The sequence below is a fragment of the Micromonospora sp. BS32 genome, from assembly GCF_059089345.1.
Genome location: NZ_JBSSHR010000002.1, coordinates 552,489 through 573,103, shown reverse-complemented (window position 1 = coordinate 573,103; position 20,615 = coordinate 552,489). Strand labels below are relative to the sequence as shown.

Here is a 20,615-nt window from a genome sequence, read left to right as displayed (position 1 = left end):
GCTCGACGAGCACATGGAGAACATCCGCGACTTCCTGGCCATCGTTGACCCCACCACGGGATACATCGAAGAAGACTGAGCAGTAGGGCCGTTTGACGTTGCAGTCCACTAAGCGCGCACATCGGCAGATCCGGTGTTCAGCGACCGGTGAGCCGGCGCCCTGATCGCGGCAGAAGCGTGCACCCGCCCATAAGCGCGGGCTCAAAAGACGGCCGGAAAGTTAGGAAGGAGTGGTCTGCGATGCGGTTCGGCTGAAGCAGCGTTTACCGGGCGTTGAGGGGCGCGACGCGGCGTCGTCAAGGTGGAGAGCCAGAGCCGTCACTCATATCCCATGGCCGGGATGACCTTGCCGAGTGCTTCTTCGATGAACTCGCGGGTTTCGTCGTCGAATTGGTCGTTGCGGTTCGTCAGCTTGTGCGACTGAAACGTTGAAGGGGTGGCGAAGTCGTCGACGTCGAGCCGTTCGAACAGGGCGCGGCGCTGCCCGGGCCAGTCGGCTGCGAGATCTTCTGCTTTCACCTCGATGTATCGCCTGCCCGTCAGGTCGACCGCGTTCTTCCAGGTGAGCCATCGGTGGTAGACCGGCTTGAGGTAGGCGAGCGCGCCGTCGACGGTGGGCGGTGCCCATGGCTGGGCCAGGTGGGATGCGAGCACTGAGACCGGGTGACGCTTGATGTGCACGATGGTCGCTTCGGGGACCAGTTCCCAGAGGAACTCCATGCACAGCAGGTTGAACGGTGTCTTCTCGCACCAGGTCGGCTTGCCCGCGTCGGCGGCTGCTCCGCCGAACATGGTGTCGATCAGGCCCCGCAAGATTCCGAGCAGTTCGCCCCGGTCGCTGAAATACCTGGGAAGTACCCGCCGGCGGCTCAGCGGCTCGAACGGCCCGGCAGGCCGGTCGGCGTTCCCGAAGCCTTCCGCGGGCGCAGGTTCGTCGTATGTGTACGCGATCAACTGCGGCCAGAGCTGTTGCACCGCGTCCCGGTAGCGCCGCTCGCCGACCAGTTCGGGAACGGTTTTGCCGCGATCGTCGCGCCGGCCGGGCACTCGTACGGTGAGGAAGTCGCTCAGCCGGTGCAGGGCGTCCTCACCAACGGTGGGGTCGTATCGATCGGTGAGCGCGTCGGCCAGGTCCCGCAGGCCGCCCGGGTCGATGAGAAACCGGGTCTCCATGGGAATCCGATGGATCAGCGGATGTTCACCGATGATGTCGGCGATCCGTGACGTTCCCGAACGACCCGTACCCGCTACGAAGATCGGTGAGGGGAAAGGCATGGCGAGCAGTCAAACTCTCAGCCCGGCGCCTGTGCAAGCCATTTATCCCCTTCGCCCGCTGCTACGGGCCGGACCCGCACCCGCCGCGCCGAGTGCGTGCCGGACGGCCGCCTCCAACAAGCGAGAAACGAATTATCGAAGCTTCCCAACGCGCCGCATCCCTCACACACTGATGCACTGATCTCGGCATGTGAGTGCGCCCGCAGGCACTCAGATGTCACCGACTGTAACCAGGACGACTGAGGAACCAAGGCCGACTGTCGTGCATGTGCTGGGACGGCTGTCAAGCATCAGGTCGGACTAGACAGCGAAGCACGGCGAAGCACGGCCGCCCCGGAGATTCACCGCCGCAGTCCTACCTGGTCACCGCGTCGGGCTCTGCGCGGTGCTAGGCGGCCGCCCCTTCGTAGACCATGATGGGCGTAGATCGTCGCTCGTAGCTATCGAACAAATGTTCGACTTAGGATAGGCTCAGGGCCTAGCGCACGCGACGCTAAGGGACGTCTCGTAACTCAGTGAAGGCGTTGCCCGTGACCGGGTCGGTGCTCACCCGACGAGGGCGATGTTGTGGAGATGGGCGATGGCTGAAGCGGTGTCGGTCAATGTGCTGGCGGCGCGGCGGTAGTCGCGCAGGATCTTCCAGCACTTCATCCTGGCCAGGGCGTATTCGACCTGGGCACGGACGGTGCGGTGCTGGGCATTCAGGTCTTCCTTCCAGGCCGGTAGCGGGCTGCCATCGCGGTTCTTTCGGTACGGGATGATCACGTCGGGGTTGCCGCGGTAGCCGCCGTCGGCCATGACCGGCCGCCCGGCCAGCTTCTGGTCGATCCCGCTGGTCCGGTAAACGATCGTGTCGTTTCGGTTGCCCGGCTGCGGGTCACCCAGGGCGATGACCAGGCGGGTGCTGGCGTCGATGGGGACCTGCAGGTTCGTCGAGTAGCGGTAGTTCTTGCTGGGCGCCGCGAGGCGGTGGTCCCGGGTCGGGATCAGGGTGCCGTCGACGATGGCGATCTGGTCGACCGGCCGCCGGCGCACCGGTGCCAGGGCGAGCAGCGGTCCGAGGGTGTCGATGACCCGGTGGGCGGCGGAGTGGGAGACGCCGAACAGGGGGCCGATCTGGCGCATGGTCAGGTTGGTGCGCCAGTAGGCGGCCACCAGCAGCACCCGATCGGGCAGGTCGAGGGCCCACTGCCGGCCCGGCCGGCCGTCAGCGATAGCGTCCCCGCCGCGCTCGGCGACCAGGCGGACCAGCCGGCGGAACTGGGCGGGCTGCAGCCCGGTGAACGGGAAGATCCAGTCGGCCCTGGCTGCGGTGATCACCTGCACGCAGGCATCATCGATGATCGTCCTTAACAGACAGACCTCGGGGTTACGAGACGTCCCTTAGGCCGAGGAGGAGTCATAGGGGATCGCAGCGCCATCGAGTGGACGCAGGCGACTTGGAATCCGACGACGGGTTGCGATCGCGTCTCGCGCGGATGCGATAACTGTTAGGCCATGACTCTCGCCAAGCGCTTGAAGGCGATGGGACAGCCGCGATACCAGCGAGATGGTGATCCCCGTACCAGTGGTCCAGGCTTCGGGGTCACTTGCCACCCCGATGCCTTGGCGCTCCCGCTATCGTGGCGCCGGCCGCGATTAGTGTTGTCAACTCGATGAGCGACCTGTTCCACGCCCAGGTGCCGCTGCCCTTCGTGCGACAAGTCTTAGATGTGATGGCAGCGACGCCCCAGCACACGTCGCTGGGCTGTCGGCGGCTCCTCGCGTGGTCGCCAAGGAGGGGCGCACGCTGACCCCCGAGCAGGCGCGGACTCTACTGGCCGAAGTTCGGGGTGAGCGCAAGGAAGCCCTGGTGACGATCATGCTTGCCTACGGTCTGCGGCGGGGTGAAGCGCTCGGGCTGCGGTGGGATCGCCTCGACTGGACGGCCGGCACGCTGCTGGTGACGCACAGCGTCAAGCGGATCAAGGAGCGCGACCCGGCCAGGACCGACCGGCGGACCTGCCTGGTGGTCAGCGAACTCAAGACCCGGCGCTCCCGCCGAACGCTGTACCTCACGCCGCAGCTGGTGGAGCTGCTACGGCGGCACCGGGCTCGGCAGGCTGAGGAACGATTGGCGGCCAGTGAGACGTGGCAGGATCACGGCCTGGTCTTTCCAGCGAGGTCGGTACACCGCTTGACCCGGACAACTTCTCGCACCGGCTCTCGGCCCTGTGCAAGCGGGCCGGCCTAGGTCACTGGCACCCGCATGAACTGCGCCATTCGGGGGCGTCGCTGATGCTCGCCCAGGGCACGCCGCTGCATGTGGTTTCTGAGGCGTTGGGGCATGCCTCGATCGCGATCACCAAGGATGTGTACGGACACCTGATGGAAGGTGATCGTCGATTGGCTGCGGAGGCGATGTCCCGTGCGCTGTTCGGGAACTGAGGGACCGGTGGCTCCCAGCGTGGCTCCCAGGACCCCCCGCACGCTGATGCCGGCGGATACGAAAAAGCCCCCGACCTTGCCGTTTCGGCTGGTCGGGGGCTTCCCCTTGCTCTGTGCGCCCGAAGGGACTCGAACCCCTAACCTTCTGATCCGTAGTCAGATGCTCTATCCGTTGAGCTACGGGCGCCCGGTTGCTCAGCCAGCCTACACGACCGACTTTCGCGCGGAGACTCCGGGATTCGAACCCGGGAGGGGCTTTAAGACCCCAACCGCATTAGCAGTGCGGCGCCATAGACCAGACTAGGCGAAGTCTCCCTGGTGACCCTGCGGACCACCGCGGACGAGGATACAGGTCCGCCCCCACCGGGAGCAAAGCGACTACCGCGGCGCGAGCCAGGTGGGTCTCCCGGCTCAGGCGTTTCCACCGTGTGCGGGGTCACATTCACGACTACGCTCCATCGACATGCAGGAGCAGCCGCCGAGCGACCCGCCCCGCGAGCAGGCGCGGAGCCGCTCCCAGAAGGCCACCTTCACCCCGCCGCCGACTCCGGCGAAGGCGTTCCCGCCGGCCGAGGAGCCCACGTCGACACCGCCCGGGAAGTTACGCCCGAGGCCCGCGCCGACGGTGCTGTTCCAGCCCCCCGTCCCAGACGAGGCGTTGCCCCGGCAGGGCCGGGCCGAACGGTTCCCGCGTACCGCCGCCTCGGCTGCGGCGGAGTCCCGGCCGACGAAGCCGGAGCCCGAGCCGGCGCCTCCAGCCCCGGCAGGTGCCGAGGCCGCCGCCGAGGAGAGCAGCTTCACGGCGCCACCGCCCACGGGGGCGAGGAGCAGGTCCGGTACGCCCCGAGCACGGCGGGCCGCCGGGGCGGAGGATGGGCCTCCCGCTCGGCCCCGGAAGGCGACCTCGGCCACCCGAGGCGGCGCCGTGACTCCCGGGCAGGGCACGGCGAACGCCCTTGATGACTCGTCCCAGGCTCCGGCCGCCGAAGGCGCCGCGCGCCAAGCGGGAGCCGCTGCGGTGTCCGATGCCACCGACGCCCCGAGGCCGGAGGCCGCAGCGACGGTTCCGACCGGCGCGGCGGAACCGACCGGTCCGGTGAGCTCCGGCGAGGTGGTCGCGGAGGCGGCGTCGCCCCGGCTCGGGGCCACCGGGGGCGAGGAACCGGGCGAATCGGCGCCGCGCCGCCGGCGCGCCACGAAGAAGCCGACCCCGGCGGCCGGAGCGGATGCCGCCCTGGTGAAGGCCCCGGCCGCGAAGAAGGCGACTCCCCCGAAGAAGGCCACGGCCAGGAAGACCGCCGCCCCACCAGCCGCGCCGCCGGGGGCCGAGCCGGTCGTCGCACCGCCGGCGGGCCTGCCAAGCGACCCGGCGGAGACGAACACCGAGCCGGCCATCGTCACGACCGAAACCACGATGTCGGACGCCGCCACGACCCCGACCGTGGAGCCGACCGCCACCACGATGCCGAAGAACGCCGCAGCGGTGACGCCGGCTGCCGGCCCGCGGGCGATGGCCGAGGCCAGCCCGTCGGGGCGTACCCGGGAACTGGGGTTGGCGGAGCTGCGGACCCGGCTGCTGGACCACCCGGGTTTCGCGCCGGAGCTGCTCGCCCTGGCCGCTGTCGAGGCGGTCGGGCCGCGCGCATGCGACTGGGCGCACGGGCTGCGCGAGGCGTACCCCGATGCGGGTCCGGACGGCCTGGCCCGGCTCGCCACCCGGCGGTATGTGAGGGCGGCCGGGGCGGGTGGCGCGGCCGCGGCGGTGGCCGGGCTCTTCGCGCCGGCGGCGGAGCTGGCGGCGGTGCTCTGGACCCAGGCGGGCCTGGTGCTGCACCTGGCGGCGGCGTACGGCCGGGATCCGCTGCACCCGGACCGGGCGGTGGAGCTGCTGGTGCTGACCCAGGTGCACCCGGACGCGGAGAGCGCGCGCACCGCCCTGGACGCGGCCCGGGCGGCGGACGGCCCGGGGGACCGGCCGTGGCCGCGGGCGGTGGAGGCGGCCTGGCGGCTCGCCGCGCCGCTGGCCGTGCAGGCGGGCGGCTGGGCGGCGCTGCGGCTGGCGTCCCGGCTGCTGCCCGGGGCGGCGGTGCTCGCCACGGCGGCCGGGGACGCCGCCGCGGCCGAACGGCTGGCGGCCCGGGCGGTGGCCGCCTACCGGCCGGTCAGAGCCAGCTGAACCAGGCCTTCGGCAGCAGCGAGTAGCCGACGAAGGCGACCACGTCGAGCACGGTGTGCGCCACGATCAGCGGCATCACCCGCTTCGTGCGCAGGTAGAAGAGGCTGAACACGACGCCCATCACGGCGTTGCCGAGGAACGCGCCGAAGCCCTGGTAGAGGTGGTACGAGCCGCGCAGCAGCGCGCTCGCGGCGATCACCGCGCCGAGCCGCCACTGGAACTGGCGCAGCCGGGTGACCAGGTAGCCGACGACGATCACCTCCTCCAGCACGGCGTTCTGCACGGCGGCGAGGATCAGCACCGGCACCGCCCACCACAGGTGCGGCAGGCCGGCGGGGACCAGCGTGGCGTTCACGCCGAGCTGCGCGGCGGCCCAGAACAGCGCCAGGCCGGGCAGCCCGATCAGCGCCGCGAGGCCGGCGCCGCGGGCCAGGTCCGCGCCCGGGCGGCGCAGGTCGACGCCGAGGGTCCGGGCCGGGTCGCCCGGGTCCCGCGCCAGCAGGTGTACGGCGAGCAGCACCGGCAGCAGCGCGAAGGCGATGCCGAGCAGCTGGTACGTCAGGTCCAGGTACGGCCGGGCGGACTGCGAGGTGTTGAGCGAGGCGGTCTGCTTCGACAGCGGCCCCTCGGCGGTCAGCTTCGCGGTCAGCGACACCAGCGCGTAGACGGCCGACTGCCCGAGCGACAGGCCGAGCACCAGCAGCGTCTCGGTGCCCAGCACCCGGCGGGTGGTCGGGCGGGTCAGCTCGTCGACGGTCACCGCACCACTGTGCCGCACCGGTGGGACCGACGGGAGCGGTCGCACAGTCTGTGCGACCGGTGCGCACGCTCCGTGGACATTCTATGTGGGCCCGATCCGCGTCAGGAGGAGGAGCACCCCGTGGACAACGTCGCGAAGCTGCTGAAGGAGAGCTGGACCCTGGTCGAGGAGAATCGGGACCGGCTCAGCGCTCACTTCTACGCCCGGCTGTTCCTCCTCGACCCGGCGCTGCGCCAGCACTTCCCGGCCCAGATGACCGGTCAGGGCGACCGGATCCTGGACGCGATCGTCGCCGCCACGCAGGTCGTCGAGGACCCGGAGAGCTTCGACGACTACCTGCGCTCGCTCGGCCGCGACCACCGCAAGTACCACGTGGAAGCCGCGCACTACGCGACGATGGGCGTCGCGCTGCTGGACGCGCTGCGCAGCACCGCCGGCGACGGCTGGAACCTGGAGTACGACCAGGCCTGGCGGGACGCGTACGCGTCGATCACGAAGACGATGGTGGCCGGGGCGGCGGCGGACGACAACCCGCCGTACTGGCACGCCGAGGTGCTGACCCACGAGCGGCATGGCCCGGACACCGCCGTGCTGACCGTGCGCGCGCTCCAGCACCCGCTGCCCTGGCGGGCCGGCCAGTACGTCAGCGTCGAGGTCCCCCGGCACCTGCCCAAGGTGTGGCGGACGTACTCGGTGGCGAACGCCCCGAACGACGACAACGTGCTGGAGTTCCACGTGCGTACGCCGGCCGGGGCGGGTTGGGTCTCCGGCGCGCTGGTCCGCCGGACGAAGCCGGGCGACCTGCTGCGGGTGGCCGCGCCGATGGGCGCGATGACGCTGGACCGGGAGTCGACCCGGGACATCCTCTGCGTGGCCGGCGGGGTGGGCCTGGCCCCGGTGAAGGCGCTGGTGGAGGAGCTGACCGGGTGGAACCGGACCCGCTGGGTGCACGTCTTCTACGGCGCGCGGCACCGCGACGACCTGTACGCGCTGGCCGGCCTGAGGAAACTGCTCGCCGCGCACCCCTGGCTGTCGGTGACCCCGGCGTGCAGCGACGACCCGGGCTTCGACGGTGAGCAGGGGGACATCTCCGAGGTGGTCACCCGGTACGGCCCGTGGGCGACGCATGACTGCTACGTCTCCGGTTCGGCGGCGATGGTCCGGGCCACCCTGCGCGCGCTCGCCGAGGATGAGGTCCCGCCGCCGCACATCCGCTACGACACCTTCGGCAACCTGTAGCGCTTTCCTCCCCCCAACCGGGTCGCGTGCCCCTGCCCCGTGGGGCACGCGACCCGGTCCCCTGGCACTGGGCCCTCTCAGGGGCCGGGGTACTCCTCGACCGGCACCAGCGGCACGCCGGGCGCCATCCGGTCGGTCCAGAGTCGCCCCTCCAGGTGGTCGACCTCGTGGGCGACCAGCCGGGCCATCCCGTACGCGAACGAGGTGATGACCCGGCTGCCGTCCCAGCGGGCGTGCTCGACGTCGATCCGCAGCGGCCGGGGCACCAGCCCCCGGTGATCGGCGTAGGAGAGGCAGCCCTCGTACTGCTCGTCGGTGTCGGGGCTGGTGTCGACAACCCGGGGGTTGAGCAGGACGACCGGTGGGGCGGCCCGGTCGGCGGGGCGGACCACGGCCGCGGCGGCGGCGATGCCGAGCTGTGGTGCGGCGAGGCCCAGCCCGGCGTGGAACGGGTGCAGTTCGTCGGCCCGGTCGAGCAGGCCGGTCAGCCGGTCGACCACCTCACGCGCGGCGGGCTCGTCCCGGGGCAGGTCGAACGGTCGGGCGGGGCGGCGCAGCGCCTCGGCGTCGCGGGGCAGCACGCCGAGGTCGCGTCGCCGGTCGGCGGGTCGGCCGCCGACCGCCGGGCGGGCGTCGGGAAGTTCTCGGCGGAACCGCCACTGGAGGCGGTAGCGGGTGTTGAGCGGCGGGTCGTCGGTGGACCAGTCGAAGATGGCGCGGTCGCCGCGGTCGTGCCGGTGGATCGGGGTGCGCAGCGGGCCCTCGTCGGCGGAGAGGGAGGTCTCCACCCCCCACACCCGCGGGTCGAGCGCCGCCGGGACGTCCAGCCGCACCGCCAGGTGCCGGGTGGGCAGGCGTACGGCCCGCTGGAACCAGGGGCCCCACTTCTCGCGGCCCACCCGGTAGGCGTACTCGACCTCGGCCCGTTCGCCGGGGTGCAGCGGGAAGGGGCCGTCGGCGTTCTCGAAGAGCAGCCAGATCTCCTTGTACGCGTCGCGGTCGTGCCGGACCCGCCAGTGCATCGCGTCCCGGGTGCCGCCGTCGTCGCGCAGCGCCCGGAACTGCAGCTCGGCGAAGGTGAGCGGGTGCTCCCGGTGGTGCCGGTTGGAGCGGCCGGGGTCGTCGGGCCAGCGGTCGACGGCGACCCGGACCAGGTAGCGGGTGACCGGGTCGGTGCCGGCGTTCCAGAGCTGGCGGCGCACCACGCACCGGTAGGCGTCGTCGAGGAGGGTGAGGGTGGCGGTCTCGCGTTCGACCAGCAGGCCGGTGCCGGGGGGCAGCCACTGCCCGGGGGCGGCGGGTTCGCGGGGGGTCGGGTTGGCGCGGGCCTGGCGCAGCTGGTCGTACTCCCGGAAGCGCTGCAAGATCGCGCCGCCGGCGTCGAGGACGGCCTCGGCGCGGCGGGCGAAGTCCTCGGTGGGCCGGTGCCGGCGCCCCTCGACGTGACTGACGTACGACGGGTCGAAGCCCATCAGGGTGGCGAGCTGCTTCTTCGAGAGTCGCCGCCCCGTCCGGTGCCGGGCGAGCTCAGCGGCGAAGGACTCGGCGGCGCGCTCCAGGGGGGAGGTCGTCATCAGCTTCCTCACGGCCGGTACGACGAGTCTTCACGTTCTTCCCCTGAGTCACAGTGAACTGGCACTTTGCCGACATTTGGCTTGACAACGGCCGTTGTCTTGGTGGCGGTTTCCGGCCTCGGTGGCCGGGTAGTACGCGGAGCCCGGGCCGGTTCGTCGCCGACGACGTCGACGGAGTGACCCGGGCCTCTCGATCCGCCGCCGGCGACGCTTCCCCTGGGCCGACGACTGTGGTTAGGCTAGCCTTAGCTAGACGGACGCACTTCGGACAAGGGGACGGACCAGGTGACAGCGGTGATGCCGAGGCGGGACGTCGTCCCCCCGCTCGCCCCGGTGACCGCCACCCTGCGGGCCATGTTCGGCACCGACGAGCTGCCCGGCCTCGCGCCCGGGCTGGTGGTGGTCGACGAGGCCGGCTGGAGCCCGGCGACCACCCTGATCGACGGCACCCGGCTCCCCGAGTTCCTGATCGCCGCGGGCCGGCGCTGGGGCGGCACCCCGCACGCCTGCGCCGCGCTGGCCTGGAAGTCCTACAGCTACTGGACGGCCCTGCCGGTGGTGCTCGGCTGGGCCTCCGCCCGGCGGGTGCCGCTGCTCGACCCGGCCGACGTCCTGATCCACTTCGAGGACCACCACCAGCTGCTGACCATGGGTTTGCGCCGCTCGACCACGGTCGCGGTGCTCCCCGGTGACCCGCTGGCGCTCACCGGCCAGCCGGGGGTCCGGGTCGTCGCGGACGAGGCGGAGCTGCTCCGGGTGCTCCGCGCCTCGCTGCTCGACGCCCACCTGAACCCCATGATCGCCGCGATCCAGGCGGAGGTCCGGGTCGGCGTCCGTACCCTGCTCGGCTCGGTGGCCTCCGGCATCGCGCACGGCATCCTCCGCGCGGCCGACGTGCTGCCGGGCTCCTCGGTTCGCACGGTCGAGACGCTGCTCGACGCGCTGGACCTCGCCGACCTGGTCGAGCTGGTGCCCGGTCCCGGCGGCGAGCCGACCGTGCAGCGGCGCACCTGCTGCCTGGCCTTCACCCTGCCCCGGCCGAAGATCTGCCAGGGCTGCTGCGTCCGCCCCTCCTGACCCGGTCAGTCGGTCAGCGGCCGGACGTCCCAGAGCCACACCCCGCCGGTGAAAGTCGGGGTGATCCCGGTCAGGTCGGTCATCGCCCGGCGCAGCGCGTCGGCGTTGGGCTGCGGGCCGAGGACGACCGCGCCGGCCCGCCAGTAGCGCAGATCGGTCACGGCCGCGGCCCGGTCCCGGCGGGTGATCGGCGGGATCGCCCCGGTTCGCGCGACGCCACCGATGAAGTTGCTGGTCCGGCGGTACGGGGCGGTGAAGAGCGCGGCGTTCGGCTCCGGTGCCCGCGGCCGGGTGTCCGGGTAGAGGAAGTAGCCCCGGGCCAGCGGCATGTCCAGCCCGGTCCGGGCGGACCAGCGCAGCGGGTCGGCGTAGTTCGTGTCGGGCAGCGGCAGGGTGACGATGCTGCGCCCGCCGGCCACGTACGGGCGCCAGGCGCCGGAGGTGACGAAGGCCGGGGTCGGGTCGAGCCCGACGGCGGGCAGCGGGGTCGGCAGGTTCGGCAGCAGGGCCATCAGCAGCACGGTGACCGTGGCGAACCGGAGCTGCGGCGCCGCGGCCGGGTGCCGGTGGATCAGCTGCCGGGCGCGTTCCGCGCCGAGCGCGAGCAGCACGCCGATGATCGGAGTGATCGCCAGCGACCAGCGGGTGGGGACCACCGAGTGCAGCAGCGGCAGCTTCTCCAGCACCGCCCAGGGCGCGGGCACGCCGGTGTCCCGCCCGCCGAGCTGGACCTCCCGGCCGAGCGAGAGCACCGCGAAGAACACGCCGAGGACGGCCAGACCACGCACCAGCGCGCTGCGCCACAGCCAGCAGACCAGCGCGACGGCCAGGACGACCAGCGGCCAGCCGAAGAAGGAGTTCTCCTCGGTGGCGTTGCGGGCCAGTGGCTCGGCGGACCGGGCGTTGCCGGCCAGCGACTCCCGGGAGAAGGCGACGAAGGACGCGAGATCGGTGCGGTAGCCGCGGATCAGCCGGGACAGCCCCTGGTACGAGCCGGGGCCGAAGAGCTGGACGTAGAGCGGGTACGCCAGCAGCACGGCGGAGAGGACGGCGGCGACGCCGAGGCCGGCGAGGAATGGCCGGGCGCCCCGGCGCAGCTCGGGTCGGCCGAGGGCGAGCGCGCCGACCACCCCGGCGAGCGCGATCGCGGTCATCAGCAGGATCTCGAGGTTGAGGAAGGCCTGCCAGACGATCAGCAGGCCGAGCAGTACACCGTTGCGCAGCCACCGACCCGGCTGGTTCAGCCGCAGCGTCCGCCAGGCGATCAGGGGTACCACGAACTGGGACACGATGTTCGGGTGGGCGTTGGCGTGCGAGACCATCGCCGGGGCGAAGGCGCAGAACGCGGCGCCCAGCCAGGCCGGTCCGCGCGACCCGGTGACCACCCGGGAGAGGAAGAAGTACCAGGCGGCCCCGGTGGCCGCCATTCCCAGCGTGAGAAAGAGCAGAAATGACCAGTGCGGGCCGAAAAAGACGGTGACGGGCGTCATTGGGATTGAAACGGATAATACGGACGTGTTGGCCATGAGGTTCACGCCGTCCGGCACGTTCATCCGGTGCGTGGCGAATGGATAATCCCATTCCGTCACGACTCGTGCGCCGTGCGCCATCATCCACTCGAACTGCGACTGGTCCGACGGGTTGTCCCGGACCCCACTGCCGGGACGCAGCCAGAAGCGGGCGGTCACCCAGAACGCCAGCAACACGAAGCTGAGCACTGCGGCGACGTCCCACCATCGACCCTCCCGCCGGACCGCGCCACGGTCGTCGTCGACCACGGCGTCCCCGACGCCGGATCGTTCGACCCCGGGGTCCGATTCGGGAGTAGTCATAGCAATTCAGAGAGTAGTCACCGTATGGTGCCGAGGTGACATGATTCGGCGGACTGGCGTACTATCTGCCGGGTTCGCTGACCGCCGATCACGTGCCCACCCCCGACCGCATTTCGGCCACCTCCGGTGTCCCCGTTTCCGCCGCCCCTCGCGGAGGATTCACCCTGTCGGTTCAGGCACGGTTCGAGTCACACCGTGAGGAATCGACGCATGGCAGAAATCACTGGGGATCAGCGCGTCCAGTCGGAGGTCCTGGAGGGCCTGGCCACCGCGGTCAACCACCGCAGGTGGTTCGTCGAACTGGCGGTGCCCCACCTCGGTGAGGACCCCATCGAGATCGGCAGCGGGCTGGGCGACTACGCCCTGGAGTGGGCGAGGCACGTCCCCCGGTTCACCGCCACCGAGGCCGACCCCGACCGGCTCGTCCAGCTCAAGGAACGCCTGGCCGGCGAGCCGACCATCGAGGTACGGCAGATGCTGCTGCCGCACCCCGAGGGCGGCAACCACAGCGCGGCGGTCTCGTACAACGTCCTGGAGCACATCGAGGACCACGTGGGCGCCCTGCGCAGCATGCGTGACCTGGTCCGGCCCGGTGGCAAGGTCATCATCATCGTGCCGGCGTTCCAGTTCGCGATGGGTCCGGCGGACATCGCCACCGGCCACGTGCGCCGCTACACGAAGCGGACCCTGACTGCGGCGATGACCCAGGCCGGGCTGCACGTCGAGACGATGCACTATGCCAACGCGCTCGGCCTGATCGGCTACTTCATGGCGACCAAGGTCTTCCGGCTGATGCCGAAGGAGGGCCCGATGGTCAAGGTCTACGACACGCTGGTCCTGCCCGCCACCAAGGCGGCGGAGCAGCTCGTCCGGCCCCCCTTCGGCCAGTCCGTCTTCGCGGTCGCCCGCGTCCCCGCCTGACCGGCCCCCGCGATCTTGCAGTTTGCGCCCCTGGTTAGGGGCTTTCGCCCGATACGTCGAGGCCGAAACTGCAAGATCGCGGAGGAGGTGGGGGTCACTCCTTGATCTGGTACGTAGGGCGGATGACCGCCCGGGCCAGGGTGTGGAAGGCCAGGTTGAAGCCGACGTACGCGGGAGACGCGTTCGGCCCGACGTCGAGGCGCTCGACGTCCAACGCGTGCACCGCGAAGACATAGCGGTGCGGGCGGTCGCCGGGCGGCGGGGCGGCACCGCCGTAACCGGTGTCGCCGTAGTCGTTGCGGACGCTGAACGCGCCACCGAGGTCCGACTCCTTCACGGCGGTCGGCAGCTCGGTCACCGACGCGGGGACGTCGACCAGCACCCAGTGCCAGAAGCCGCTGCCGGTCGGGGCGTCCGGGTCGAAGCAGGTGACCACGAAGCTCTTCGTCTCGGCCGGGAAGCCCGACCAGGCCAACTGCGGGCAGATGTTCTCGCCGCCGGCGCTGTCGTGCGCGTACCGCGCGTCCATCGGCTCGCCGTTGTGCACGTCGTCACTGGTCAGGTTGAACGACGAAACGGTCGGCAGCAGCTCGTACGGGTCCGGGGCGATCGGTCGTTCCAGGGTCATCGGAGGTCCTTCCGGTACGCGTGAGGTCTCTGCTGCCCTTCTTACCCCGCCCCGCCGCCCAAACGAACCGAAAGCGCCCGTGGCGACGGAGAACGCGCCGGACCGTTGCGCCGCGGCGCACCTACCGCCGGCCGTGTCGGACCACTAACCTCCCTCCATGATCGCGATGACCCCCACCAGGCGTTCGTGGCGGGCGCGGGCCGTGACCGCCGCCACCATCGCCGCCACGGTGGCCTGCGTCGGCGGGCCGGCCCGGTGGGCAGTGGTGCGCACGGTCGAGGCAGGGCGGGGCGAGACAACGCCCGCCGCGGCGGCGAACGCCTACCTCGTGGCCGTGTTCGAGTCGGGCGAGAGCCTCAAGATCAACCGATGCCTGTGCAGCGACAGCCGCGACGACCTGTTCCGGGAAGCGCGGAAGCTGCACGAACAGGTTCAGGCCGACTTCGGCCTCACGGTCGAGTCGTCCGACTGGCGGACGAGCGATTCGGACGGCGCGGTCTCCGCGATGGTGAACTTCCGGGTGACGCAGATCGACCCGGCGACCGGAGGCGTCAGCTTCGTCGAGGGCCCCGCCCAGCGGTGGCGATTCCAGACCAGGAACGAAGGAGGCATCGGCGGCGGCTGGAAGGTCTGCCGCATCGAGGCTCCACCCCTGTGCGGCACCGGCACCGTGAATCGCTGCTGACCGCTGTTGCCGGGGCACATCCGACCTGGCTGGTCCCTGAACGGCGTTCGCGCTGGTCAGCGAGGTTCTGTCGTTCCGGGGCGGAGGGTGTGGGATTCGAACCCACGAAGACATCGCTGCCTTACCGGTTTTCAAGACCAGCGCCATCGGCCACTAGGCGAACCCTCCCGGACCGCCACCCGGAGGTGCACGGCCGGTGTCTAGTCTGCCATGGCAGCCGGCCGGGCGAACCGGCCTCCCACCCCCGGACGCACGGCGGGACGGCCGGTCACCAGGATCGGGACGGCCCGCCGGTCCACTGTGGGCGGAATCCCGGTCGGGGGATATCGCGGCCCCGGCGTGGGCCGGCGCGCGGATCGGGTAAGACTGGGCCATGCGCGCGATCACGATCCCGGAACCCGGCGGACCCGAGGCACTCGTCTGGGCGGAGGTGCCCGATCCCGAGCCCGGTCCGGGTGAGGTGGTCGTCGACGTGCGCGCCAGCGCGGTGAACCGGGCGGACCTGCTCCAGCGGCAGGGGCACTACCCACCGCCGCCGGGCGCGCCCGCGTACCCCGGTCTGGAGTGCTCCGGGGTGATCAGCGCGGTCGGCGCGGACGTGACCGGCTGGAAGGTCGGTCAGGAGGTCTGCGCGCTGCTGGCCGGCGGTGGCTACGCCGAGCGGGTGGCCGTGCCGGCCGGGCAGCTGCTGCCGGTGCCGGCCGGCGTCGACGTGGTCGACGCGGCGGCGCTGCCGGAGGTGGCCTGCACGGTCTGGTCGAACGTGGTGCGACTGGCCCGGCTGGGCCGGGGCGAGACGCTGCTGGTGCACGGCGGCGGCAGCGGGATCGGCACCTTCGCCATCCAGCTGGGCACCGCGCTCGGCGCGACCGTGCTGGTGACGGCGCGGGCGGCCAAGCACGAACGGCTGCGCGAGCTGGGTGCCGCGCACACCATCGACTACCGGGAGCAGGACTTCGTCAAGGAGGCCCGCCGGGTCACCGACGGCCGGGGCGTCGACGTCATCCTCGACATCATGGGCGCCTCCTACCTGGGGCGGAACGTGACGGCGCTGGCCGACGGCGGACGGCTGGTGGTGATCGGGATGCAGGGTGGCCGCAAGGGCGAGCTGGACCTGGGCGCACTGCTGGCCAAGCGGGCCACCGTGGCGGCCACCGCGCTGCGCTCCCGCCCGCTGGACGACAAGGCGGAGATCGTCCGGGGCGTCCGGGAGCAGGTCTGGCCGCTGGTCGAGTCGGGCGCGGTCCGGCCGATCGTGGACCGGCGGATACCGATCACCGACGCGGCGCAGGCGCACCGGCTGGTGGAGTCGAACGAGCACCTGGGCAAGGTGCTGCTCACGGTCGGCTGACGGCCGCCGGGTCGGTGGTGGTCGGAGGGCGGGGCAGCACCAGCCGGGCGCCCGGCCCCTCGCCGGCGAGCGAGTCCTCGGGGTTGTAGAGGGTGCAGCGCGTCAGCGACAGGCAGCCGCAGCCGATGCAGCCGTCCAGGTCGTCGCGGAGCTTGCCGAGCAGCCGGATCTTCTCGTCCAGCCGCTCCTGCCAGGTGCGGGAGAGCGCGGCCCAGTCCTCGGGTGTGGGGGTCCGTGCCGACGGCAGCGAATCCAGCGCCTCCCGGATCTCGTCGAGGGAGACTCCGACCTGCTGGGAGATCCGGACGAAGGCGACCCGGCGCAGCTCGGTGCGGGCGTACCGGCGCTGGTTGCCGCCGGTGCGCTCGGCACGGATCAGACCGAGCCGCTCGTAGTAGCGCAGCGCCGAGGGCGCGACGCCGCTGCGGGCCGCGAGCTGCCCGATGGTGAGGGACTCGTGCATCACATTCGCCTTGAGTTGAAGTGAACTTCAACTTGCAGGCTAGCGGCATGACCACCACGACCGCCACCGCCCCACCCGGCCACACCCTGCCGGGGCCGGTCGCCGCGCCGCTGGAACGGCTGCGCGCCGGCCGCGAGTACGGCGCCAACGTGTACTCCACCATCGACGTGCTCTGGGTGCTCTACGACCGGATCCTGCGGACCACCCCGGCGACCGTCGACGACCCCGAGCGGGACCGCTTCCTGCTCTCCAAGGGCCACGCCGTCGCCGGCTACTACGCCGTCCTCGCCGCCAAGGGCTTCGTTCCCGCCGACTGGCTGGACGACCAGGGCGGCCCGGACAGCCGGCTCGGTGACCACCCCGACCGGCTGCTGGTGCCCGGGGTCGAGATCGGCTCCGGCTCGCTCGGCCACGGCCTCGGGCTGGGCGTGGGCACCGCGCTCGGGCTGCGCGCCCAGGGCCGCCCCGACCCCCGGGTGTACGTGCTGCTCGGCGACGCCGAACTCGACGAGGGGTCGAACCACGAGGCGATCGCGTACGCCGGCGCCACCGGCCTGGGCAACCTGACCGCGATCGTGGTCGACAACCGCTCCGCCAGCCACGGCTGGCCGGGCGGGGCGGCCAGCCGGTTCACCGTCAACGGCTGGACCGGCACCACCGTCGACGGACGGGACCACGATGCTCTGCACGCCGCCCTGACCGGGCACGACGGGCAGCGCCCGCACGTCGTCGTCGCGGTCGTCACCGAGGGGGAACAGCCATGATGCGGGAGACCTTCGTCGACACCGCCACCGCCCTGCTGGAGGACACGCGGACCACGATCGTGCTGGCGGACATCTCCGCCGACGCGTTCGCCCCGGCCGCCCGGCGGCACCCCGACCGGGTGCTGAACGTGGGTATCCGGGAGCAGTTGATGGTGGGCGTGGCCGGTGGGCTGGCGCTGACCGGGCAGCGCCCGATCGTGCACAGCTACGCCCCGTTCCTGGTCGAGCGGGCGTACGAGCAGATCAAGCTGGACCTGGACCACCAGGGCGTCGGCGCGGTGCTGGTGAGCATCGGGGCGTCGTACGACCGGGCGGCCGCCGGGCGCACCCACCTCTCGCCGGCGGACGTGAGCCTGATCGACACCCTGAACGGCTGGACGGTGCACGTGCCCGGGCACCCGGACGAGGTGCCGGGGCTGCTGCGGAGCGCGGTCTGCGGGCGGGACTCGGCGTACCTGCGGTTGTCGACGCAGACCAACGCACGGGCGTACCCGGAGGCGGGCGAGCTGCGGGTGGTGCGCGACGCCGGGCCGGGCGCGGCGCTGGTGGTGGCGGTCGGGCCGGTGCGCGACGCGGCGCTCGCCGCGGTGGCCGACCTGCCGGTCACCGTGGCGTACACCCACCGGCCGCGGCCGCTCGACGTGGCGGGCCTGCGGGCGCTGGCCGGCACGGAGGTGATCCTGGTCGAGCCCTACCTGGCGGGCACGTCGGCGCGGGTGGTCTCCGAGGCGCTGGCCGACCGGCCGCACCGGCTGCTCAGCCTGGGCGTGGGGCGATCGGAACTACGCCGGTACGGCTCGGCCGAGGACCACACCCGCTGGCACGGGCTGGACGCGGCCGGTCTGCGCCGGTCGGTGGCCGACTTCCTGACGCCGGCCGGGTCAGCGCGCGGTTGACCGGGCGGGACGGCGGCGGGTGCGCTCCCGGCCGAGGATGAAGAGCGCCTCGACGCCGTCCTTCCAGGTGATCTTCTTGCCCTCCTCGCGACCGCGGGCCCGGTAGCTGATCGGCACCTCGTACGGGCGGATCCGGCGGCGCAGCAGCTTGCCGGTCACCTCCGCCTCCATGCCGAACCCCCGGGAGCGGATCTCCAGCGAGCGGTAGAGCTCCACCGGCATCAGCTTGAAGCAGGTCTCCAGGTCGCCGATGTAGGAGTTGAAGAGCACGTTGGCGGCCATCGTGACGCCCTTGTTGCCCATCACGTACCAGAAGCTGTAGGCACTGTGGCTGCCGAAGGTCCGATTTCCGTAGACCACGTCGGCGCGGCCGTCGAGCACCGGGGCGAGCAGCCGGGGGATGTCCTGCGGGTCGTACTCCAGGTCGGCGTCCAGGATGACCATGTACTCACCGTCGGCGGCGTCGACCGCCGTTTTGATCGCCGCGCCCTTGCCAGCGTTGCGCTGGTGGGTGATCACCCGCAGCCGCGCGTCGTCGGCCCGGTCGAGGATCTCCCCGGTGCCGTCCCGGCTGCCGTCGTCTACCACGACCAGCTCGATCTCGCACGGATAGTCGACCGCCAATGCCTGCTTGAGGGCATCCGCGATGCGTTCTTCCTCGTTGTAGACCGGCATGAGGATCGAGAGCTTCACGGGGATCTCCACGGTGGCGACAGTAAATCGGCCCTAGCGTAGCCTGGCTGGCCAGCCGTACCGAGGCCGCCACCACGGGCGGCCGGCGTCAGCGCAGGGCCGGACGGCATCTCCCGCGAGTATCCGGCACCGGGCACGGTCCGGGCACGCAGATGGCGGAAACCTTTCCCGAGACATATTCACATCAATACAGGTGCGGCGTTACCTTCCGGTAACTCGATCGACGTCCCGCGATCGAGCCGAAAGGAGTGCGTCGATGCTTGGCACCCCCACCAGGCGCGCACCGGCGATCCGACGGGTCCTCGCCGTCGCCTCCGCCGCCGCCCTCGCCCTACCCATGCTCCTCGGTCCGGCGTCCCCCGCCGCCGCCGACGACCGCCCGACCGTCCAGCCACTCCCGACGAACCTCGAGACGGTCCGCGCCGCCGAGGCCACCGCGCTCTACGGCTCTCCGGAGATCCGGCCGCTCGAGCAGCGCCGCACCGCCCTGGTCACCATGGGCGACAGTGAGATCTCCGGCGAGGGCGTGGGCAACTACGTCCCCGGCACGCACACCGACGGCAACTGGTGTGACCGCTCGTACGACCAGGCCGTCTTCCGGACCGGCATCGCCTCCGACACCCAGTACAACCTGGCCTGCTCCGGCGCCACCCCGTGGAACCTCGTCGCCGGCGGCCCCACCCAGCACAACGAGCTCAACCAGGGCGACTACCTGGCCGTCAAGGCGCGCAACACGCACGTCAAGCTGATCTGGGTGGTCGTCGGGGCCAACGGCGACGGCACCATCCAGTTCGGCCCGGTCGCCACCGACTGCGCGGTGCGGCGGGTCTTCTTCCAGGGCCCCTGCTACCCGACCTACACCGACCAGTGGACCATCCGCACCGACGGCAGCCGGCGGGCCGTCGAGGAGGCCCTCACCTCGATCCGGCAGACCATGACCGACGCCGGCTACCTGCGCACCGACTACGAGCTGGTGCTGATGTCGTACCCGAGCCCCGGCAGCCCGGACGTGGAGGACAACCCGAACTTCCCCGGCTGGTACTCCGGCGGCTGCCTGCTCTACCTCGCCGACGCGGCGTTCGCCCGGAACAAGGCGGTGCCGCTGTTCGAGTCGGCGCTGCGCGCGGCGGCCACCGACACCGGCACCCGCTACCTGGACGCCAGCCGGCTCTTCCACGGCCACGAGGTGTGCACCGACAACACCTCCGTCCGCGGCCTCTACATCGAGGTGGGGATCTGGGACGAGAACGCCGCCCGGCAGTCGTTCCATCCCAACGTCCGCGGACACGGCATGTTCGCCCAGTGCATCACCCAGTTCTGGAAAGCAGGCCTGTCGCGGGCCACCTGCGTCGACCCGGCCAGCACCGGCAGCGGCGTGCTCTACCCCGGGCTGATGGAGTTCCGGCAGCTGCGCAACGCGGCCACCGGCACCTGCGTGGACGGTCGCGGGTACGACTCACGCAACAGCACCGCCCAGCAGTCGTACGCCTGTCACGGCGGCCGTAACCAGGGCTTCTGGTACGACCCGACCCGGCGGTCGTTGCACTCCGAGCTCTCCCACGACCGCTGTCTGGACGTGGCGGGCGGCTCGCTGACCGCCAACACCGCGGTCAACATCTACGACTGCCACGGCGGCGCGAACCAGCAGTTCGTCTTCGTCGGCAACCAGCTCAAGCCGGCCGGCGCGACGAGCCTCTGCGTGGCGTTCGACAACCCGTGGCTGGGCACCCCGCGGCTGCGGCTGGCCACCTGCTCCACCAGCGCCCGCCAGCAGTGGTCCTTCGAGTCCCGGTCGTTCCCCACCCCGGTCGGGTACGGGCACGACGACTTCATCGGCTCCCGGGTCTACTGAGC

At 71.6% G+C, this 20,615-nt stretch carries 19 protein-coding genes, 3 tRNA genes and 1 pseudogene; 12 read left to right on the top strand and 11 right to left on the bottom strand.

The window, feature by feature from the left end; genetic code table 11:
* Window positions 1-318: 318 nt before the first annotated feature.
* Window positions 319-1,275, bottom strand: a complete 957-nt coding sequence (locus tag AC5RWQ_RS05475) for a sulfotransferase family protein (protein ID WP_494281608.1) — start codon at window positions 1,273-1,275, stop codon at window positions 319-321.
* A 546-nt stretch (window positions 1,276-1,821) separates the two neighbouring features.
* The gene (locus AC5RWQ_RS05470; RefSeq protein ID WP_494281607.1) at window positions 1,822-2,601 is read right to left on the bottom strand and encodes a transposase family protein; all 780 of its coding nucleotides are present in this window, start codon (window positions 2,599-2,601) and stop codon (window positions 1,822-1,824) included.
* 75 nt (window positions 2,602-2,676) lie between these two features.
* Here AC5RWQ_RS05470 and AC5RWQ_RS05465 point away from each other — a divergent pair, with 75 nt between their 5' ends.
* From AC5RWQ_RS05465 to AC5RWQ_RS05455, 3 genes and pseudogenes are all read left to right on the top strand, one after another.
* A complete protein-coding gene (locus tag AC5RWQ_RS05465; protein ID WP_494281642.1) occupies window positions 2,677-2,769 on the top strand; it encodes a DUF5131 family protein in 93 nt (30 codons plus the stop codon).
* Between the two features lie 161 nt (window positions 2,770-2,930).
* Window positions 2,931-3,068, top strand: coding sequence for a hypothetical protein (locus AC5RWQ_RS05460; protein WP_494281606.1), 138 nt, complete (start codon window positions 2,931-2,933; stop codon window positions 3,066-3,068).
* A pseudogene (locus AC5RWQ_RS05455) lies at window positions 3,041-3,702 on the top strand (site-specific integrase). Before AC5RWQ_RS05460 ends, AC5RWQ_RS05455 begins: the two are co-directional and overlap by 28 nt.
* Before the next feature lie 114 nt (window positions 3,703-3,816).
* Here AC5RWQ_RS05455 and AC5RWQ_RS05450 read toward each other — a convergent pair.
* Window positions 3,817-3,889, bottom strand: a tRNA-Arg gene (locus tag AC5RWQ_RS05450).
* A gap of 37 nt (window positions 3,890-3,926) precedes the next feature.
* Window positions 3,927-4,017: transfer RNA gene (locus tag AC5RWQ_RS05445), tRNA-Ser, on the bottom strand.
* 703 nt (window positions 4,018-4,720) lie between these two features.
* On the opposite strand from AC5RWQ_RS05445, the gene AC5RWQ_RS05440 reads away from it, so the two are divergent.
* Window positions 4,721-5,878, top strand: a complete 1,158-nt coding sequence (locus tag AC5RWQ_RS05440) for a hypothetical protein (protein WP_494281605.1) — start codon at window positions 4,721-4,723, stop codon at window positions 5,876-5,878.
* On the opposite strand, the gene AC5RWQ_RS05435 is transcribed toward AC5RWQ_RS05440, so the two are convergent.
* Window positions 5,865-6,638: a CPBP family intramembrane glutamic endopeptidase gene (locus tag AC5RWQ_RS05435; RefSeq protein ID WP_494281604.1), complete on the bottom strand. Its 774-nt coding sequence runs from the start codon at window positions 6,636-6,638 to the stop codon at window positions 5,865-5,867. The two genes, AC5RWQ_RS05440 and AC5RWQ_RS05435, sit on opposite strands and share 14 nt — an antisense overlap.
* A 120-nt stretch (window positions 6,639-6,758) precedes the next feature.
* Here AC5RWQ_RS05435 and AC5RWQ_RS05430 point away from each other — a divergent pair, with 120 nt between their 5' ends.
* Window positions 6,759-7,877 (top strand): globin domain-containing protein, encoded by a 1,119-nt coding sequence (locus AC5RWQ_RS05430; protein WP_494281603.1) that lies wholly within the window; start codon window positions 6,759-6,761, stop codon window positions 7,875-7,877.
* A 77-nt stretch (window positions 7,878-7,954) separates the two neighbouring features.
* On the opposite strand, the gene AC5RWQ_RS05425 is transcribed toward AC5RWQ_RS05430, so the two are convergent.
* On the bottom strand, window positions 7,955-9,451 hold the full coding sequence (locus AC5RWQ_RS05425; protein ID WP_494281602.1) for a peptide deformylase: 1,497 nt from the start codon (window positions 9,449-9,451) through the stop codon (window positions 7,955-7,957).
* 297 nt (window positions 9,452-9,748) lie between these two features.
* On the opposite strand from AC5RWQ_RS05425, the gene AC5RWQ_RS05420 reads away from it, so the two are divergent.
* The gene (locus AC5RWQ_RS05420) at window positions 9,749-10,528 is read left to right on the top strand and encodes a hypothetical protein (RefSeq protein ID WP_494281601.1); all 780 of its coding nucleotides are present in this window, start codon (window positions 9,749-9,751) and stop codon (window positions 10,526-10,528) included.
* A 5-nt stretch (window positions 10,529-10,533) separates the two neighbouring features.
* Here the strand turns inward: AC5RWQ_RS05420 and AC5RWQ_RS05415 are convergent, their stop codons facing one another.
* Complete coding sequence (locus AC5RWQ_RS05415; RefSeq protein WP_494281600.1) at window positions 10,534-12,360, bottom strand: DUF6311 domain-containing protein; 1,827 nt, start codon at window positions 12,358-12,360, stop codon at window positions 10,534-10,536.
* A gap of 210 nt (window positions 12,361-12,570) precedes the next feature.
* Here AC5RWQ_RS05415 and AC5RWQ_RS05410 point away from each other — a divergent pair, with 210 nt between their 5' ends.
* Window positions 12,571-13,281, top strand: a complete 711-nt coding sequence (locus AC5RWQ_RS05410; RefSeq protein WP_494281599.1) for a class I SAM-dependent methyltransferase — start codon at window positions 12,571-12,573, stop codon at window positions 13,279-13,281.
* Window positions 13,282-13,375: 94 nt separating this feature from the next.
* On the opposite strand, the gene AC5RWQ_RS05405 is transcribed toward AC5RWQ_RS05410, so the two are convergent.
* A complete protein-coding gene (locus AC5RWQ_RS05405; RefSeq protein ID WP_494281598.1) occupies window positions 13,376-13,909 on the bottom strand; it encodes a YbhB/YbcL family Raf kinase inhibitor-like protein in 534 nt (177 codons plus the stop codon).
* A gap of 157 nt (window positions 13,910-14,066) precedes the next feature.
* Here AC5RWQ_RS05405 and AC5RWQ_RS05400 point away from each other — a divergent pair, with 157 nt between their 5' ends.
* The gene (locus AC5RWQ_RS05400) at window positions 14,067-14,594 is read left to right on the top strand and encodes a hypothetical protein (RefSeq protein WP_494281597.1); all 528 of its coding nucleotides are present in this window, start codon (window positions 14,067-14,069) and stop codon (window positions 14,592-14,594) included.
* A gap of 81 nt (window positions 14,595-14,675) precedes the next feature.
* On the opposite strand, the gene AC5RWQ_RS05395 is transcribed toward AC5RWQ_RS05400, so the two are convergent.
* A tRNA-Ser gene (locus AC5RWQ_RS05395) sits at window positions 14,676-14,762 on the bottom strand.
* A gap of 205 nt (window positions 14,763-14,967) precedes the next feature.
* Between AC5RWQ_RS05395 and AC5RWQ_RS05390 the strand changes: the two genes are divergently transcribed.
* Entirely contained in the window at window positions 14,968-15,945 is a 978-nt protein-coding gene (locus AC5RWQ_RS05390; protein WP_494281596.1) for an NAD(P)H-quinone oxidoreductase, read from the top strand.
* Here the strand turns inward: AC5RWQ_RS05390 and soxR are convergent.
* Entirely contained in the window at window positions 15,932-16,408 is a 477-nt protein-coding gene (gene soxR, locus AC5RWQ_RS05385) for a redox-sensitive transcriptional activator SoxR (RefSeq protein WP_494281595.1), read from the bottom strand. The two genes, AC5RWQ_RS05390 and soxR, sit on opposite strands and share 14 nt — an antisense overlap.
* Before the next feature lie 47 nt (window positions 16,409-16,455).
* Here soxR and AC5RWQ_RS05380 point away from each other — a divergent pair, with 47 nt between their 5' ends.
* On the top strand, window positions 16,456-17,172 hold the full coding sequence (locus AC5RWQ_RS05380; protein WP_494281594.1) for a thiamine pyrophosphate-binding protein: 717 nt from the start codon (window positions 16,456-16,458) through the stop codon (window positions 17,170-17,172).
* Window positions 17,172-18,068, top strand: coding sequence for a transketolase family protein (locus AC5RWQ_RS05375; protein WP_494281641.1), 897 nt, complete (start codon window positions 17,172-17,174; stop codon window positions 18,066-18,068). The genes AC5RWQ_RS05380 and AC5RWQ_RS05375 overlap by 1 nt, the downstream gene beginning before the upstream one ends.
* Here the strand turns inward: AC5RWQ_RS05375 and AC5RWQ_RS05370 are convergent.
* Window positions 18,054-18,761 (bottom strand): glycosyltransferase family 2 protein, encoded by a 708-nt coding sequence (locus AC5RWQ_RS05370; RefSeq protein WP_494281640.1) that lies wholly within the window; start codon window positions 18,759-18,761, stop codon window positions 18,054-18,056. The genes AC5RWQ_RS05375 and AC5RWQ_RS05370 overlap by 15 nt on opposite strands.
* Window positions 18,762-19,017: 256 nt before the next feature.
* Here AC5RWQ_RS05370 and AC5RWQ_RS05365 point away from each other — a divergent pair, with 256 nt between their 5' ends.
* A complete protein-coding gene (locus AC5RWQ_RS05365) occupies window positions 19,018-20,613 on the top strand; it encodes a ricin-type beta-trefoil lectin domain protein (protein ID WP_494281593.1) in 1,596 nt (531 codons plus the stop codon).
* Window positions 20,614-20,615: the final 2 nt, after the last annotated feature.